Below are 15,027 nucleotides of genomic sequence, written 5' to 3'. Positions count from 1 at the left end.
GATAACAGTTCGCCCCTTGCCTAGAGATGTCTCGTCCTGGTCCAGAGGCTCCGGCATACTGGAAAGGCCTAGAGCTTTAAGGAAGGAAAATGCGTGACTAAGGAACAACATGACGCGCCGGGTGGGGTTTCGTTGTTATGGAATTACCCGCGCGATCACGTGCTGGCTACCCTGGTGCTTGCCCACGGTGCCGGTGCGCCCATGGATAGCCCCTTTATGGAGCAAATAGCGCGTGCACTGGCGGAGCAGGGCATTGTTGTCGCGCGATTCGAGTTTTCTTATATGGCGCAGCGGCGTCTTGATGGTCGGAAACGTCCGCCAGCGCCTACCGCACGACTGCTCGATACGTGGCGCACCGTTATCGAGCAGGTAAAAGCTGAAGGACACAGGTCTTTTGCCATTGGAGGGAAATCCATGGGCGGCCGCATGGCCAGCTTGCTGGCGGATGAATGCCAAGTCCAGGCGCTCGTCTGTTTGGGCTACCCTTTTTATCCCGCAGGACGGCCTGAAAAGCCACGGGTGGAGCATCTGGCTGTACTGCAGACCCCAACGTTAATTATGCAGGGCGAGCGTGATGCCTTGGGTAATCGGGAAACCGTCGAGACTTATACCCTGTCGCCAGCTATCAAAATCGACTGGGTGCCCACGGCTAATCATGACCTGAAGCCGTTGAAGAGTACCGGTCAGACACATGATAAGATTATTGAATCCAGCGCAGCACGAATCGCCTGCTTCCTGAAAGAGTAGCAGCAGTGAGCATAAAAAAGCCCGCCGAGGCGGGCTTTTCGTCATGCAGGTATTTACATCAGGCTGCGCAACACATAATGAAGAATGCCGCCTGCTTTGAAGTATTCGACTTCGTTAAGCGTGTCGATACGGCAAAGCAGCTCGGTCGTCTCGACACTGCCATCCTCCCGGGTAATTTCCAGCATAAGCTGCATATGCGGACGCAGTTCGACACCATCCAGGCCAAAGAGGCTGATCTTTTCTTTACCGGTCAGGTTGAGCGACTTGCGATCTACGCCGTTCTGGAATTGCAGCGGCAGTACGCCCATGCCTACTAGGTTGGAACGGTGAATACGCTCAAAGCTTTCGGCGATAACAGCCTTCACGCCTAGCAGATTGGTTCCTTTGGCAGCCCAGTCCCGAGAGGAGCCGGTGCCGTATTCCTTGCCAGCGATAATGACTAATGGCGTGCTTTCAGCCTGATAGCGCATGGCCGCGTCATAGATCGCCATCTTCTCGCCCGTAGGCACGTACAAAGTATTGCCGCCTTCCTCGCCGCCTAGCATTTCATTGCGAATACGGATATTGGCAAAGGTGCCGCGCATCATGACTTCATGGTTGCCACGACGAGAACCGTAAGAGTTGAAGTCTTCATAAGCGACGCCATGCTCCGTCAGGTAGCGACCAGCAGGGCTGTCTTTTTTGATGTTACCGGCTGGCGAGATATGATCGGTAGTAACCGAGTCGCCTAGTAGCGCCAAGATGCGCGCATCATGTATATCTGCCACACGAGGTGGCTTGCCGCCGATATCTTCGAAGAAAGGCGGATTCTGGATATAGGTTGAATCAGCTTGCCAGGTATAAGTCTTGGACGCGGGTACTTGAATAGCTTTCCAGTTTTCATCGCCTTCAAACACGGCCGCGTATTCCTTGCGGAACATTTCCGAGTTGACCTTCTCAATGGCTTCGGCAACTTCCTTCTGGCTGGGCCAGATGTCCTTCAAATAGACTGGCTGACCTTCCTGGTCGGTACCTAGAGGATCCTTGGCCAGGTCAGTTTTTACCGTGCCTGCCAATGCATAAGCCACTACCAGAGGTGGGGATGCGAGCCAGTTGGTCTTGACCAGCGGATGCACACGTCCTTCAAAGTTACGGTTACCTGAAAGCACCGATGCCACGGTCAAGTCAGCATCCTGAATGGCTTTTTCAATAGGGGCAAGCAAGGGGCCAGAGTTACCGATACAGGTCGTGCAGCCATAGCCGACCAGGTTGAAACCCAGCTGATCGAGATAGGGGGTCAGGCCCGCCGCTTTATAGTACTCGGTTACGACCTTGGAGCCAGGCGCCAGAGAGCTTTTCACCCACGGTTTGCGCATGAGTCCCTTTTCGACGGCTTTCTTAGCCAGCAGGCCGGCAGCCAACATGACATTGGGATTGGACGTATTGGTGCACGAGGTGATAGCGGCAATTACTACATCGCCATTGTGCAAGGTATGCGTCTGGCCTTCATGGGTATACTCCACCCCATCAGTCTTAGGTTCGCCCTTAACAGAGTCATCCAGGCTATCAGAGGTACTGCTCTTGCTAGGCGAAGATTTCAGCTGCAAGCTCATAAACTGATCGAAAGCTTCGCTGACCTTGGACAGCGACACGCGGTCCTGGGGCCGCTTCGGGCCTGCCAGGCTGGACTCTACATCACCTAAATCCAGATGCAGCGTATCGGTGAAAACGGGTTCTTGCCCACTTTCGCGCCAAAGGCCCTGAGCTTTGCAATAGGCTTCGACCAGCTTGACGGTCTCTTCCGGTCGACCCGACATCCGTAAGAAATCTACCGTTATGTCATCCACGGGGAAGAAGCCGCAGGTCGCACCATATTCCGGCGCCATGTTGCCGATAGTTGCCCGGTCGGCCAAGGGCAGGTCTGCCAGACCGTCGCCATAAAACTCGACGAACTTGCCGACAACACCTTTCTTGCGCAGCATTTGAGTGACGGTCAGAACCAGATCAGTAGCAGTGATTCCTTCGCGCAGCTTTCCGGTGAACTTGAAGCCAACCACTTCCGGGATCAGCATGGAAACCGGCTGCCCCAGCATGGCGGCTTCCGCTTCGATCCCACCAACACCCCAGCCGAGCACACCAAGACCGTTGATCATGGTGGTATGGGAGTCAGTACCTACCAGGGTATCGGGGAAAGCGTAGGTCTTGCCATCTTCCTCTTTGGTCCAGACAGTGCGACCGAGATATTCCAGGTTGACCTGGTGGCAGATCCCTGTACCTGGCGGGACTACGCTGAAGTTATCGAAGGCTTGCTGGCCCCAGCGCAAGAAGGCGTAACGTTCTCCATTGCGCTGCATTTCGATCTCAACGTTTTCCTCATAAGCGTGTTCGGAGGCGTAGCGATCCACCATTACCGAGTGGTCAATGACCAAGTCGACAGGCGAGAGCGGGTTGATTTTTTCCGGGTCGCCTCCGGCTTTGGCCATGGCGTCACGCATGGCGGCAAGATCGACTACTGCCGGGACACCAGTAAAGTCCTGCATAAGCACGCGCGCCGGTCGGTATTGAATTTCACGGTCGGAGCGCTTGTTCTTGAGCCAGTCGGCCAAGGCTTGGAGGTCTTCAGGGTAAACGGTCTTGTTATCTTCCCAACGCAACAGGTTTTCCAAAAGTACCTTGAGCGACATGGGAAGACGGGTGATGTCGCCTAGGCTTTTGGCTGCGTCAGGAAGACTGAAGTAATGATAGGTACGGCCATCGACCTCAAGGGTGCGACGGCAGTTAAGACTATCCATTGAAGGCATGATGGGACTCCTCTCGGCTTGAGACGGCACGATTGATTCGGCCTCATAGCAAGGCGGCGGTGGCTTCTGCAAAGCATGTCTTCCTCTACCGGCGCTCATACATGAAGCGTATGCAAGCTAACCCGGTAGTACCATCACGTCCGTTCAGAGCAAACCAGGAGCGGCCGAAGCGTTTGCTGTCTGGCCACATATCGCCTTGCCTTTGTTCTCCAGTACTGGACCGGAAGTACGCGCTTACGTTCCCTGTATCCCTTCGATCAGCCGTTAACTCCGGTATAGTGCGCGGCTTTCCATGACAGATAACAACGTCTATGGCGCCTGGATAAATACGCTGCTGCTACATTGCCCGTCCAGGTTTCAAGAGAGGACAGCTGCACTACGGTTGTAAGGAAGCAAGCCGTCCTCTATTACGCTTGAAATGCAGCGCGTGCGTCACAGTCTAAGTAACGTTATGTATTGACGGTCCAAAAGACCAGAATGAAAGCGGAGTAAACATGTCTCTCGATGCTGATGCGATTCTTGATGCCACCGGACTCAACTGCCCTGAACCGGTCATGATGCTACACAATAAGGTGCGTGATCTGGCCGCGGGAACTCTGCTTAAAGTCATTGCAACTGACCCTTCCACCCGTCGCGATATTCCTAAGTTCTGCCTGTTTTTAGGACATGAACTGGTGCAGCAGGAGGAAGAGGCAGGTACTTATCTTTATTGGATCCGCAAGAAGATGGAGTAACTCATTTAGGCTGTGCTGCGTATTCTCCGCCGGGCGCTACGGGCCAGCCGAATGCCTAACAAGACGGCAGCACATGTCAGGCCTACGACTAAACCTTGCCATAGGCCGGCTGGTCCGCTGGGGTGGCCCAGCCAGTCGGTCAGTCCCAGAACGTACCCAACGGGAAGACCGATGCCCCAGTAGGCAAATAGCGTAATGATCATTGTGGCCCGAGTGTCCTGATAGCCACGCAAGCCGCCAGCTGCGGTAACTTGTATCGCATCGGAGAACTGAAATAGCGCTGCGAAAACAATCAGTGAGGCTGCGAGCTCAACCACAGGCAGGTCCGGCGTATAAAGGGTCGCTATCTGAAAACGGAACAGCAGCATAATGCTGGCAGAAACGCAGGCACAGGCCAGACCTACGGCCATGCCCATGCCTGCCGAGAAGCGTGCGTCACGTGGCGCGCCGCGCCCTAACGCTTGGCCTACGCGTACGGTTACGGCCATCCCTATCGACAGGGGAACCATAAAGGTCAGAGATGAGAAGTTAAGCGCGATCTGATGACCTGCCACCACGGTTGCGCCCAAGCCGCCAATCAATAGGGCGATAACAGCAAAGATGCTGGACTCTGCAAATACGGCAATACCAATGGGAACGCCGACCGAAAGCAGGCGGCGTATCACGGCCCAGTCTGGGCGATCGAAGCGGATGAACAGCCCGCAGGCCCGATAAATAGGCGCCCGATTCACCCAGATCAGCATGCCAAGGAACATTAGCCACATGGAAACAGCTGTCGCGAATCCGCAACCCGGACCGCCAAGTGCAGGTAATCCCAGGCGTCCATAAATGAACAGGTCGTTCAAGGGCACATTCATGACCAAGCCAAACAAGCCCAGCAGCATACTGGGGCGCGTTTGCCCTAGGCCATCACTAAAGCAGCGGAGCACGTAATACAGCGCTACAGCAGGAATGCCTAAAGCAATACCGTGCAAATAGGTCATGGTCGGCGGAATCAGCTCCTGACTAACCTTCATGGCTTGCAATAGCGGCTCCGCAGCACAGAGCAGGGCGCTGGCCATGAGTCCAACTACCAGGGCCAGCCATAATGCCTGGCGGACCAGCGGGCCGATTCGCTCCGGTTGCCTGGCACCATGGTGCTGTGCCACTTGAGGTGTGGTGGCCAACAGCACACCAGTCATCAGAAGGAACACCGGTACCCACACGGAGTTACCCAAAGCGACGGCCGCTAGGTCAAGAGGACCAACCCGGCCGGCCATGACAGCGTCGACAAACCCCATGGCGGAGTGCGAGAGCTGGGCAACAATAATAGGTGTCGCCAAGGTCAGCAGCGCTTTTAGTTCCTGACGAACCCGCTGCCCTCTAGAAAGTGATTGGTTCACGCGTAATCGGGCCGTAAAAGTATGGCAGTCTACCTTGCTTTCTTGCTATGCAGGAGCTCTTTGCTTGGGGAGCCTGTTAAAGTACCGAGCCCACATGCCCGGAGCCTGTTATGCGTATCCTTGCCGATGAGAACATTCCTTTACTGGACGAGTTTTTTGGGTCCCTTGGTGAAATCCGTCGTATGCCGGGACGCGCCATTGACCGTGAAGCTGTCAGTCAGGCGGATGTCTTAATCGTACGTTCTATTACCCGGGTAGGGCCTGAATTATTGGAAGGTAGTCCTGTTCGATTCGTGGGTACCTGTACGATCGGCACGGATCATCTGGATACAACGTATCTGGATACTGCAGGCATCGCTTGGAGCAATGCGCCCGGCTGTAATGCTCGCGGTGTGGTGGATTACGTTCTTGGTGCGCTTCAGGTCTTGGGCGAGGCACGGGAGGCATCATTACCGGAGCGAACTTACGGCATCGTAGGTGCAGGGCAGGTGGGCAGTCGTCTTGTCTCTGTACTGGAAAGGCTGGGATGGCATGTTCTAGTCTGCGATCCGCCCCGTGCCTCCCGGGAAGATGGCTCATTCGTTTCCCTGGAAACCATAGTGCAATCATGCGACGTCATTTCATTGCACACGCCACTGATCCGTTCGGGTGAGCAAGCCACCTATCATCTGTTTGACTCCGCTCGGTTGGCACAGTTGAAACCGGGTTGCTGGTTGATTAATGCCTGTCGGGGGGAGGTGATCGATAACCGGGCGCTGCGTCAGCACCTAGAAAGCGGGGTGGATCTAGAGATTGTGTTGGATGTCTGGGAAAACGAGCCCGAAGTAGATGTGGCCCTGGCTCAGGCATGCCGATTAGCTACCCCACATATTGCCGGTCATAGTCTCGAAGGGAAATGGCGAGGAACAGCCCAGATTTATGCAGCCTTGTGTCAGTGGCGCGGAATAGCCACAGAAAAAAATCTTGAGACATGGTTGCCTGAACAGTCGCTCAAGCAACTGACTTTTTCCGCCTCGGCGTCGCCCGAGGAAGTGCTCAATATCATGTGCCGTGTCGTTTATGATCCGCGTCGGGATGATGCCGCGTTTAGACGCTCGTTGAGAAGCGTAGAGGCCAAGGCGCGCCGTGAGGCCTTCGATGCCCTACGCAAGCATTATCCGAGGCGCCGGGAAATTACCGGACTGCATGTCGCTACAAACAGTAATACAGCGCTTTCCCGCGTGGTAGAAGCGCTAGGCGCAATGCCTGTCTAGCAAGTCATCATTTCCCGGATCAGTTGAACACGTTGCTCAAGCTTCTGGTAAGCCTGCTAACTATCGGCTCTAGTAGTCCCTTTTCATTAGTTAAGGTGCCGTTCGGAAGAAGACAGGCAACGTAAGGTTACTGTAACGCGGGGTAAGCGGTGATCTTGGTAAGACAAGGCAAGTGATTTGGCAGGAGAGCAGTCTGATAGGCCTGAACATACGAGGTACAACTACTCCGGTGCAAAGGCTTGCTGCACCGGAGTGGGTTATTAGTGGTATTCGCAGAGATAAGCGGTTTCTGTTTCAACCTTGAGTTGAAACTTACTATTGGCCGGGACCGTAAATTGCTGGCCTGTCTTAAACTTTTCCCATGCGTCGCTGCCCGGTAGTTTAACCGTCAGAGCACCTGCCACAACATGCATGATTTCCAACTGGCTCGTACCGAACTCATAGTCCCCTGGAGCCATGACGCCGATGGTGGCCGGTTTGTCGCTCAGGTTGAAGGCGATGGATTTAACTGTGCCGTCGAAGTATTCATTTACCTTGAACATGACAATCCTTGGATGGAGTGGAAAGAATCATCCAGTATGCCGAAATAGAGCGGGTGTCGTCACTATGCCATTAGGCTAGTGAACCGTAACCGGCAACAGACGTGCCGTATTTCGGGCATCCTCTAGTGCACGGTGCGGTTGGCCGTGAAAACAAAATCCTGCGAGGGAGAGAGCAGCGTCCAAGCTAACGGGACGTGATAATTGCCTGGATTTGGCAAAACGCTGCTTTAAATTCATGTGAGGAAGGCGGGCGAGGCTACTATCCAAACGGTGTTCACGCCAGTCACGCTGTAACTGGCGCCGATCATAATCCCCCCAGCTACACCATCCGGCCAGATGCTCTTCATAACCGCCAAGCCACTCCTCAAAACGCACCCATACCTCTTCAAGAGAGGGCGCACTGTCTATGTTGTCTTGGCTGATATGGGTCAATGTTTTACAAAATTCCGTAAGTATTGGGCGTTGAGCAGGTTTTACATAGCTTTGGAAGTGATCAATCTCACGACCTGTCCTACTGATCAAAACGGCGCCTATTTCGATGATTTCCATTTCTTCGACGGGCCAGCCGCCACGATCAGTTGTGGCTTCTAGGTCGATGATCAACCAATGCTTCATCTCGCCTCTCTCCCAGTCGACACGATTCTTGAAGATCGTGCATCAAGAATGAAATACACCGCTTGTAAGAGGCAAAGACTCATGCGAGGGCATGCAAGTTTCAGTATTCGCTCCGCAAGAATGGAACCAGCGACCAGCGTGCTTTTTAAGATCACAAAAGTATTCAAACTTTCTTAAACAGGGGATTGGTTATTATTCAAGTGGTTCAGTTGCGGGCATATATGCCATGAACAAAAAGCTAGCCGGGATGCAACTGGGCACCTCATCGTAATAACTCGGTTGACCGTTACGCCTTGGCTCGCTTGGCGCTACACTAGAAAGGCCGTCGCGTTCGCTCTCGGCATTAACAATGGTCCATGTTTCAGGTTTATTGACGATGGAATGCCGTGCAGGATGTGGCGCCTGTTGTATCGCGCCCTCTATTTCCTCTCCGTTGCCCGGTATGCCCTTGGGCAAGCCAGCTGGCGTGCGTTGCGCTCATTTGGATTTTCGCAATTTATGTGAACTTTTCGGACGCCCGGAGCGGCCTAAGGTATGCAGTACATTCCAGGCGGATCGCATGGTGTGCGGCAATGATCACGATGAGGCAGTCATGCTGTTGACTGTTCTGGAAGACATTACCGCTGCCTGATTCTTTTTGAAGAAACTACAGCCCATTACCTATAACAAGAGGGGCCCATCGTGCGCTCAATGATTAAAACGATTGTTTTAACCACAATGCTGACTATGCTATCTGTCTGGACGTATGCTCAAGATTGGAAGCTCGCTAAAGATGAAGATGGCATCAAGGTTTACACGCGAAGCATGGAGGGGTCCAAGTACAAGGCCTATCGGGGCATCGTGCAAATCAAGGCCACGCCTGAGCAAATTGCCCAGCTTCAAGAGAATGCCACCACATCCTGTGCATGGTTGTATCGCTGCCAGCAGCTTAAGGTATTGAAACAACAGGGACGTGAAGGGTGGACATATATGCGTATTGAAATGCCTTGGCCAGTCACTGCTCGCGATGTGGTCCTGCATGTTACAAGTGAGCAGCTTGCAAGCGGCGGATTCCTTCGCCGCCTGAAGGGCGTGCCTGATTATATTCCGCCAGTAGAGGGTTACATTCGTGTAAGCAGTTTCGATGGCACTTGGCAGGTCACGCCTAAGACTGCTGATAACGTCGAAGTCATCTACGAAGCTCAAAGCGAGCCTGGCGGCAGTGTCCCTTCCTGGTTGGCCAACAGTTTCGTAGTGGATGCGCCCTTTAACACCCTGCAACGTTTGCGCAAGACTGCTGAGTCTCGCTAAGCACTCATGAATAAAAACGCCCCGGCAGGCCGGGGCGTTTTTATTTACCGATACCGCGTGATCAAACGATCTCAACGGCCTCGATCTTGGCCTTGGCTGCGCTTTCGCGGAACTCGGCGATCTGGTCGAAGCTTAGGTAGCGATAAACGTCCGAAGCCATGCTGTCAATGTCTTTGGCGTACTGCATGTACTCTTCGACGCTTGGCAACTTGCCCATAATAGAGGCGACAGCTGCCAGCTCCGCAGAGGCAAGGTACACGTTGGCACCATCACCCAGACGGTTTGGGAAGTTACGAGTCGAAGTAGACACCACGGTGGAGTTGGATGCTACGCGTGCCTGGTTACCCATGCACAGCGAACAGCCAGGCATTTCCATGCGGGCACCGGCCTTGCCGTAAATGCCGTAGTAGCCTTCCTCGGTCAACTGGTGTTGGTCCATCTTGGTCGGTGGTGACAGCCATAGACGAGTCGGGATTGCTCCCTTAACCTTGTCGAGCAACTTACCAGCTGCACGGAAGTGACCGATATTGGTCATGCATGAGCCGATAAACACTTCGTCAATCTTGTCACCGGCCACTTGAGACAGCAGACGGGCATCGTCCGGGTCGTTTGGTGCACACAGGATCGGCTCAGTCACCTCGGCGAGGTCAATCTCGATGACTTCGGTATATTCAGCATCGGCATCCGCCTCCATCAACTGCGGATCCAGCAGCCAGGCTTCCATCGCTCGAGCACGGCGCTCTAATGTACGGGCATCACCGTAGCCCTCGCTGACCATCCAGCGCAGCAGGGTGATATTGGATTGCAGGTACTCAGCAATGGATTCTTTCGACAGTTTGATCGTGCAACCGGCGGCGGAACGCTCGGCAGAGGCATCTGACAGTTCGAACGCCTGCTCTACAGTCAGATCCGGCAGGCCTTCGATTTCAAGAATGCGGCCCGAGAAGATATTCTTCTTGCCTTTCTTCTCTACGGTCAGCAGGCCTTTCTGGATGGCGTAATAGGGAATTGCATGTACAAGATCGCGTAAGGTAATTCCTGGCTGCATCTTGCCCTTGAAGCGCACCAGTACCGATTCCGGCATATCCAGCGGCATAACCCCAGTCGCGGCGGCGAAAGCTACCAGACCGGAGCCAGCCGGGAAGGAAATACCAATGGGGAAGCGGGTATGCGAGTCACCACCGGTACCGACGGTATCGGGCAACAGCATACGGTTCAGCCAGCTGTGGATGATGCCATCACCTGGGCGCAGGGAAACGCCGCCACGGGTACGGATGAAATCCGGCAGTGTATGGTGAGTCTTCACATCGATGGGCTTGGGATAAGCCGCTGTATGGCAGAAAGACTGCATTACGAGATCAGCAGAGAAGCCCAGGCAAGCCAAGTCTTTCAACTCATCACGGGTCATCGGGCCTGTGGTGTCCTGAGAGCCAACGGTCGTCATCTTCGGTTCGCAGTAGGTACCCGGACGAACACCGTCCACACCGCAGGCCTTGCCGACCATCTTCTGCGCTAAAGTGTAGCCTTTGCCAGTATCAACAGGCTGCTCAGGCTTTTTGAACAGATCGGAATGGCCTAGGCCCAGCTCAGCGCGGGCTTTTTCAGTCAGGCCACGCCCTACGATCAAAGGAATACGACCGCCTGCACGAACTTCATCTAGCAGAACCGGGGTTTTTAACTCAAATGTGGAAATGACGTCGTCGCTACCATGGCGGGTAACCTTGCCTGCATAGGGATAAACGTCAATCACGTCACCCATGTTCAGTTCGGAGACATCAAATTCGATCGGCAGGGCGCCAGCATCTTCCATAGTGTTATAGAAGATCGGAGCGATCTTACTGCCAAAGCAGAAGCCGCCAGCACGCTTGTTCGGCACATAAGGAATGTCGTCCCCAAAGAACCAAAGCACCGAGTTTGTAGCGGATTTACGAGAGGAGCCCGTGCCAACTACGTCACCCACATAAGCCACAGGGAAGCCTTTGGCTTTGACTTCTTCGATCTGCTTCAGTGGGCCGATTGCGCCTTGTTGAACGGGCTCGATGCCATCGCGAGCCATCTTTAGCATGGCCAGGGCATGCAGTGGGATGTCAGGGCGCGACCAGGCATCAGGAGCAGGGGACAAGTCGTCAGTGTTTGTTTCGCCCGGCACCTTGAACACGGTCAGGGTGACTTTTTCCGGTACGGCTGGGCGAGCCTTGAACCATTCGCCTTCAGCCCAGGACTCCATGACGGCTTTGGCATTAGCATTGCCGGCTTTGGCTTTTTCAGCCACGTCGTGGAAAGCGTCGAACATTAGCAAGGTGTGTTTGAGTTGCCCTGCAGCGGCGGTACCTAGTTCAGCATCATCCAGTAATTCAACCAGCGTGGCGATGTTATAGCCGCCTTGCATGGTACCCAGGAGCTCGACCGCACGCTGCTTGCCAATCAGCGGGGAGCTGGCTTCGCCTTTGGCAAGGGCGGAAAGGAAGCCGGCCTTGACGTAAGCGGCTTCATCCACGCCCGGCGGTACACGGTTGGTGATCAGGTCGACCAGGAATTCTTCTTCGCCAGCAGGTGGATTCTTTAGGAGTTCGACCAGGCCAGCGGTCTGTTCGGCGTTAAGCGGCTGGGGGACGATGCCCTGAGCGGCACGCTCTTCTACATGTTTACGATAGGCTTCAAGCACAATATGACCCTCATCAGTGGTCCAGCAATAGCGTCCGGGACCTGGGGTCTGTCTGGAAGATACGACACGTTCTAGACCTGGCGTAATAAGGGCTCGTCTGGCGGCCATACCGTCTGGTATGGATGCACGCCTCGTGCTCTCTACCTTGGTTTCGTTCGCTCGGAAATCTTTCGGGCAGAACCTGGGCCCATGCGAGTTCGCCTGATCGCGTATGAGTCGCTTGCAAGAGGCAGCAGCTAACGCAAGGGGGCAGGCGAGCTCCGCTGCGAAGCTGTTTTCAAAGTTTTACGCCGACGGTTTGCATATACGAGGTCAGGGTAACGTTTGATGAGGACGTTTCCCTGACCCGAACCTGCCGGAATCTGTGCTCGTGACGCTTTGAAAACAGCTTCGTATCGGACATGGCGCCATTAAGGCGAACCTGATTCTACTCGATAGCCTCGTCAAAGTTAAGTCAAACGTGCGACCAGATGACGCTGACCTGCATTAGACGAATGGCTAAAATAGAGCTTTGTCTGCCTGGAGCAATTATGTCTAACCAGCGCATCAAGACACCCTGCGTCGGACTTTGTTCGACTGTATATGGTGATCTCGTTTGTCGCGGCTGCAAGCGCTTCCACCATGAAGTTGTGAACTGGAATGCGTATGATGAATGCGAGAAACGTTCAGTTTGGGCTCGTCTTGAGGTGCTGCTCGCTCAGGTTGTGTCAGCCAAGCTCGATGTATTTGATAGTAATCGTCTTAAAGAGCAGCTGCTGCTGCGTAAGATCCGTTTTAATCCGGACCAGTCCGAATATTGCTGGGCTTACCAGCTCATCTCACGAGGGGCACGCTTCATTCAGCAGCTAGACGCCTATGGAATCCATGTGCTTCCCGAGTTTCAAGGCAAGCCGTTGACTGAGTTGCGCGATGCCATTGACCAAGAATTTTTCATCCTCTCGGAGGCGCATTACGAGCGTTATATTGCGCCATCTTTTCTACGAGAGAGGCTTGATAGTGGCACATGAAGTCCTGAAGGCATAACCCTGTAATATGCCCACCTTTTTAGCTTTTACTGACGAGGCTCGCGTAAGTTCGATGATGACCTGTTTTCATGACAAGGATGTAAACCATGGTTTTGCCTGAAATGGATGAGTTCCTGGCATGTAAGACGCCTGATGCTTGGATAGAGGCTGCCCTGCAGGATTTGCCAACGTTGTTGATTGATCATGCAAATAATGAAAAAAAAGCGGCTGGTGCTGCGTTTCACTATTTGTTTACCTACAGCAACAGGCTGGATTTGGTTAACAAGATGTCTCGAATTGCACGCGAGGAATTGCGGCATTTCGAGCAGGTACTGCAGATTATGAAGCGCCGTGGCATTGCCCATGAAAACGTTACGTCCGCGCGCTATGCTGGCGCCATGCGCAAGCTTTGCCGCAATCATGAGCCGTATCGGCTAACTGACTCGCTGGTTGTAGGTGCCTTTATCGAGTGTCGCTCCTGTGAGCGCTTTTCAGCCATCGCGCCGCATCTGGATGAAGATTTGAGTAAGTTTTATAGCGGACTGCTCAAGTCAGAAGCTCGTCATTTCCAGGATTATCTGAAATTGGCGTATCAGTACGGCGATGAAAAGGACGTAACGGCTAAGATCGCTGAGATCCAGGCGTTAGAAGCGCAATTGATATCCTCGACAGATAGCGAGATGCGTTTTCACAGCGGTATTCCTATGGCTGCCTGATCATGCTGGTTGTCGCTTCGAGTTGAGTTAGGTCGCAAGCTCGAAGCGATCTTGAGTCATGCTTTCTCCATTGATAGTCAAAGCCCAGCCATAGCGGTCCCAATCACCTAGCACAATGCGTCGCGCAGGATGTCCATCCAGCTCAAACGAGTGTATAGCAGGGCGATGGGTATGCCCATGAATCAGAATATGAGCTTTGTTTTCACGCAGCACATGTTCTACCTCGGCCGGGGTAACATCAGTGATATCCATGGCTTTTTGTCGCGTCTGCATCTTGCTTTCATTGCGCAATTTGCGAGCCAGCTTACGCCTCGTGGTTAGCGGAAGTGCACTGAGTGCCCAGCGTGAAAAAGGGTTACGTAGCCAGCGTCTGAGGCGCATGTAGGCTTCATCCTGGGTACATAGACTATCGCCATGCATTAGAAGGATGCGCTGATTTTGTAATTCGATTACGGTCGGGTCGGGTAGCAGGGTGCAGCCGGCTTGGCGACAGAAGGCGTGGCCAATCAGAAAATCGCGATTGCCATGCATCAGGTAAATCTTGGTTCCTTTCAAGGAAAGGGCACGTAAAGCTTGGGCAATATCGCGCTCGAAACTGTCCATAGCATCATCGCCAATCCAGACTTCGAAAAAATCACCCAATATATAAAGCGCTTCGGCTTTTGAGGCGTGCGTCTCGAGAAAATGCAAAAACGCCTGGACTATATCCAGGCGTTTCGATTCGAGATGCAGATCAGAGATCAGCAATATCACTCAATGATCTCGGCGCGCTCGATAATTACGTCTTCGGCAGGCACGTCTTGGTGGCCAGCGCGGGATGTAGTGGCAACATTTTTGATGGTGTTAACAACATCCATGCCCTCGGTTACTTGGCCAAACACGGCATAACCCCAGCCTTGGGTGGTAGGAGCGGTGTGGTCGAGGAAGGTATTGTCAGCAACATTGATGAAGAACTGCGCAGAAGCAGAGTGCGGGTCCATGGTGCGAGCCATGGCAATGGTGCCGATTCTGTTCGAAACGCCGTTGTTGGCTTCGTTCTTGATAGGCGAGCGAGTCGGCTTTTGCTTCATGCCAGGTTCGAAACCGCCGCCCTGAATCATAAAGTTGCTGATGACGCGATGAAACACGGTGCCGTCATAGTGGCCGCTCTTAACGTACTCCTTGAAGTTGGCTGTGGTTTCCGGAGCCTTATCTTCAAACAGTTCGAGGGTGATAACGCCGTGGTTGGTGTGCAATTTGATCATGGAATTCAGGTCCGTGGTCAGATAGGAAGTTTGTCAGGGCCTTGGTAGGTTCGGC

General features: G+C 53.7%; 14 protein-coding genes. 7 read left to right on the top strand and 7 right to left on the bottom strand.

From position 1 onward, the window contains the following. Positions 1-93 precede the first annotated feature (93 nt). The gene (locus IQ22_RS11790; protein WP_158635429.1) at positions 94-747 is read left to right on the top strand and encodes an alpha/beta family hydrolase; all 654 of its coding nucleotides are present in this window, start codon (positions 94-96) and stop codon (positions 745-747) included. Between the two features lie 53 nt (positions 748-800). Here the strand turns inward: IQ22_RS11790 and acnA are convergent, their stop codons facing one another. Beyond that, entirely contained in the window at positions 801-3,527 is a 2,727-nt protein-coding gene (gene acnA, locus IQ22_RS11785) for an aconitate hydratase AcnA (RefSeq protein ID WP_145141978.1), read from the bottom strand. 494 nt (positions 3,528-4,021) lie between these two features. On the opposite strand from acnA, the gene tusA reads away from it, so the two are divergent. Beyond that, the gene (gene tusA, locus IQ22_RS11780; protein ID WP_145141976.1) at positions 4,022-4,261 is read left to right on the top strand and encodes a sulfurtransferase TusA; all 240 of its coding nucleotides are present in this window, start codon (positions 4,022-4,024) and stop codon (positions 4,259-4,261) included. A 5-nt stretch (positions 4,262-4,266) separates the two neighbouring features. On the opposite strand, the gene IQ22_RS11775 is transcribed toward tusA, so the two are convergent. Then, positions 4,267-5,643 carry an MATE family efflux transporter gene (locus tag IQ22_RS11775; protein ID WP_145141974.1) on the bottom strand — a complete coding sequence of 459 codons (1,377 nt, stop codon included), beginning with the start codon at positions 5,641-5,643 and terminating at the stop codon, positions 4,267-4,269. A 110-nt stretch (positions 5,644-5,753) separates the two neighbouring features. Here IQ22_RS11775 and pdxB point away from each other — a divergent pair, with 110 nt between their 5' ends. Further along, a complete protein-coding gene (pdxB, locus tag IQ22_RS11770; protein ID WP_145141972.1) occupies positions 5,754-6,896 on the top strand; it encodes a 4-phosphoerythronate dehydrogenase PdxB in 1,143 nt (380 codons plus the stop codon). Between the two features lie 260 nt (positions 6,897-7,156). On the opposite strand, the gene ppnP is transcribed toward pdxB, so the two are convergent. Together ppnP and IQ22_RS11760 are read right to left on the bottom strand one after the other, a co-directional pair. Then, positions 7,157-7,438 carry a pyrimidine/purine nucleoside phosphorylase gene (ppnP, locus tag IQ22_RS11765; RefSeq protein ID WP_145141970.1) on the bottom strand — a complete coding sequence of 94 codons (282 nt, stop codon included), beginning with the start codon at positions 7,436-7,438 and terminating at the stop codon, positions 7,157-7,159. Positions 7,439-7,513: 75 nt separating this feature from the next. Then, positions 7,514-8,053, bottom strand: a complete 540-nt coding sequence (locus IQ22_RS11760; RefSeq protein WP_145141968.1) for a 3'-5' exonuclease — start codon at positions 8,051-8,053, stop codon at positions 7,514-7,516. 376 nt (positions 8,054-8,429) lie between these two features. On the opposite strand from IQ22_RS11760, the gene IQ22_RS11755 reads away from it, so the two are divergent. Together IQ22_RS11755 and IQ22_RS11750 are read left to right on the top strand one after the other, a co-directional pair. Continuing rightward, positions 8,430-8,684, top strand: a complete 255-nt coding sequence (locus IQ22_RS11755) for a YkgJ family cysteine cluster protein (RefSeq protein ID WP_145141966.1) — start codon at positions 8,430-8,432, stop codon at positions 8,682-8,684. A gap of 50 nt (positions 8,685-8,734) precedes the next feature. Beyond that, positions 8,735-9,343: an START domain-containing protein gene (locus IQ22_RS11750; RefSeq protein WP_145141964.1), complete on the top strand. Its 609-nt coding sequence runs from the start codon at positions 8,735-8,737 to the stop codon at positions 9,341-9,343. A 61-nt stretch (positions 9,344-9,404) separates the two neighbouring features. Here IQ22_RS11750 and acnB read toward each other — a convergent pair whose 3' ends face one another. Continuing rightward, a complete protein-coding gene (gene acnB, locus IQ22_RS11745; protein WP_145142230.1) occupies positions 9,405-12,008 on the bottom strand; it encodes a bifunctional aconitate hydratase 2/2-methylisocitrate dehydratase in 2,604 nt (867 codons plus the stop codon). A 530-nt stretch (positions 12,009-12,538) separates the two neighbouring features. Between acnB and IQ22_RS11740 the strand changes: the two genes are divergently transcribed. Together IQ22_RS11740 and IQ22_RS11735 are read left to right on the top strand one after the other, a co-directional pair. Beyond that, entirely contained in the window at positions 12,539-13,015 is a 477-nt protein-coding gene (locus IQ22_RS11740) for a DUF1289 domain-containing protein (RefSeq protein ID WP_145141962.1), read from the top strand. A gap of 104 nt (positions 13,016-13,119) precedes the next feature. Further along, entirely contained in the window at positions 13,120-13,728 is a 609-nt protein-coding gene (locus tag IQ22_RS11735; RefSeq protein ID WP_145141959.1) for a MiaE family protein, read from the top strand. Between the two features lie 27 nt (positions 13,729-13,755). Here IQ22_RS11735 and lpxH read toward each other — a convergent pair whose 3' ends face one another. Next, a complete protein-coding gene (gene lpxH / locus IQ22_RS11730) occupies positions 13,756-14,481 on the bottom strand; it encodes a UDP-2,3-diacylglucosamine diphosphatase (RefSeq protein ID WP_145141957.1) in 726 nt (241 codons plus the stop codon). Then, the gene (locus IQ22_RS11725) at positions 14,478-14,972 is read right to left on the bottom strand and encodes a peptidylprolyl isomerase (RefSeq protein ID WP_145141955.1); all 495 of its coding nucleotides are present in this window, start codon (positions 14,970-14,972) and stop codon (positions 14,478-14,480) included. Before IQ22_RS11725 ends, lpxH begins: the two co-directional genes overlap by 4 nt. Positions 14,973-15,027 lie beyond the last annotated feature (55 nt).

The organism is Pseudomonas duriflava (assembly GCF_007830155.1).
Lineage (GTDB): Bacteria > Pseudomonadota > Gammaproteobacteria > Pseudomonadales > Pseudomonadaceae > Chryseomonas > Chryseomonas duriflava.
Note: the sequence above shows the minus strand (reverse complement) of the source record. Positions and strands in the feature narration are given on the sequence as shown.

Bases quoted from the DNA above. Each gene is read 5' to 3' on its own strand.
- IQ22_RS11725 (WP_145141955.1), bottom strand. From the start codon at position 14,972: ATGATCAAATTGCACACCAACCACGGCGTTATCACCCTCGAACTGTTT.
- IQ22_RS11735 (WP_145141959.1), top strand. From the start codon at position 13,120: ATGGTTTTGCCTGAAATGGATGAGTTCCTGGCATGTAAGACGCCTGAT.
- IQ22_RS11740 (WP_145141962.1), top strand. From the start codon at position 12,539: ATGTCTAACCAGCGCATCAAGACACCCTGCGTCGGACTTTGTTCGACT.
- IQ22_RS11755 (WP_145141966.1), top strand. From the start codon at position 8,430: ATGGAATGCCGTGCAGGATGTGGCGCCTGTTGTATCGCGCCCTCTATT.
- pdxB (WP_145141972.1), top strand. From the start codon at position 5,754: ATGCGTATCCTTGCCGATGAGAACATTCCTTTACTGGACGAGTTTTTT.
- IQ22_RS11760 (WP_145141968.1), bottom strand. From the start codon at position 8,053: ATGAAGCATTGGTTGATCATCGACCTAGAAGCCACAACTGATCGTGGC.
- ppnP (WP_145141970.1), bottom strand. From the start codon at position 7,438: ATGTTCAAGGTAAATGAATACTTCGACGGCACAGTTAAATCCATCGCC.
- acnA (WP_145141978.1), bottom strand. From the start codon at position 3,527: ATGCCTTCAATGGATAGTCTTAACTGCCGTCGCACCCTTGAGGTCGAT.
- tusA (WP_145141976.1), top strand. From the start codon at position 4,022: ATGTCTCTCGATGCTGATGCGATTCTTGATGCCACCGGACTCAACTGC.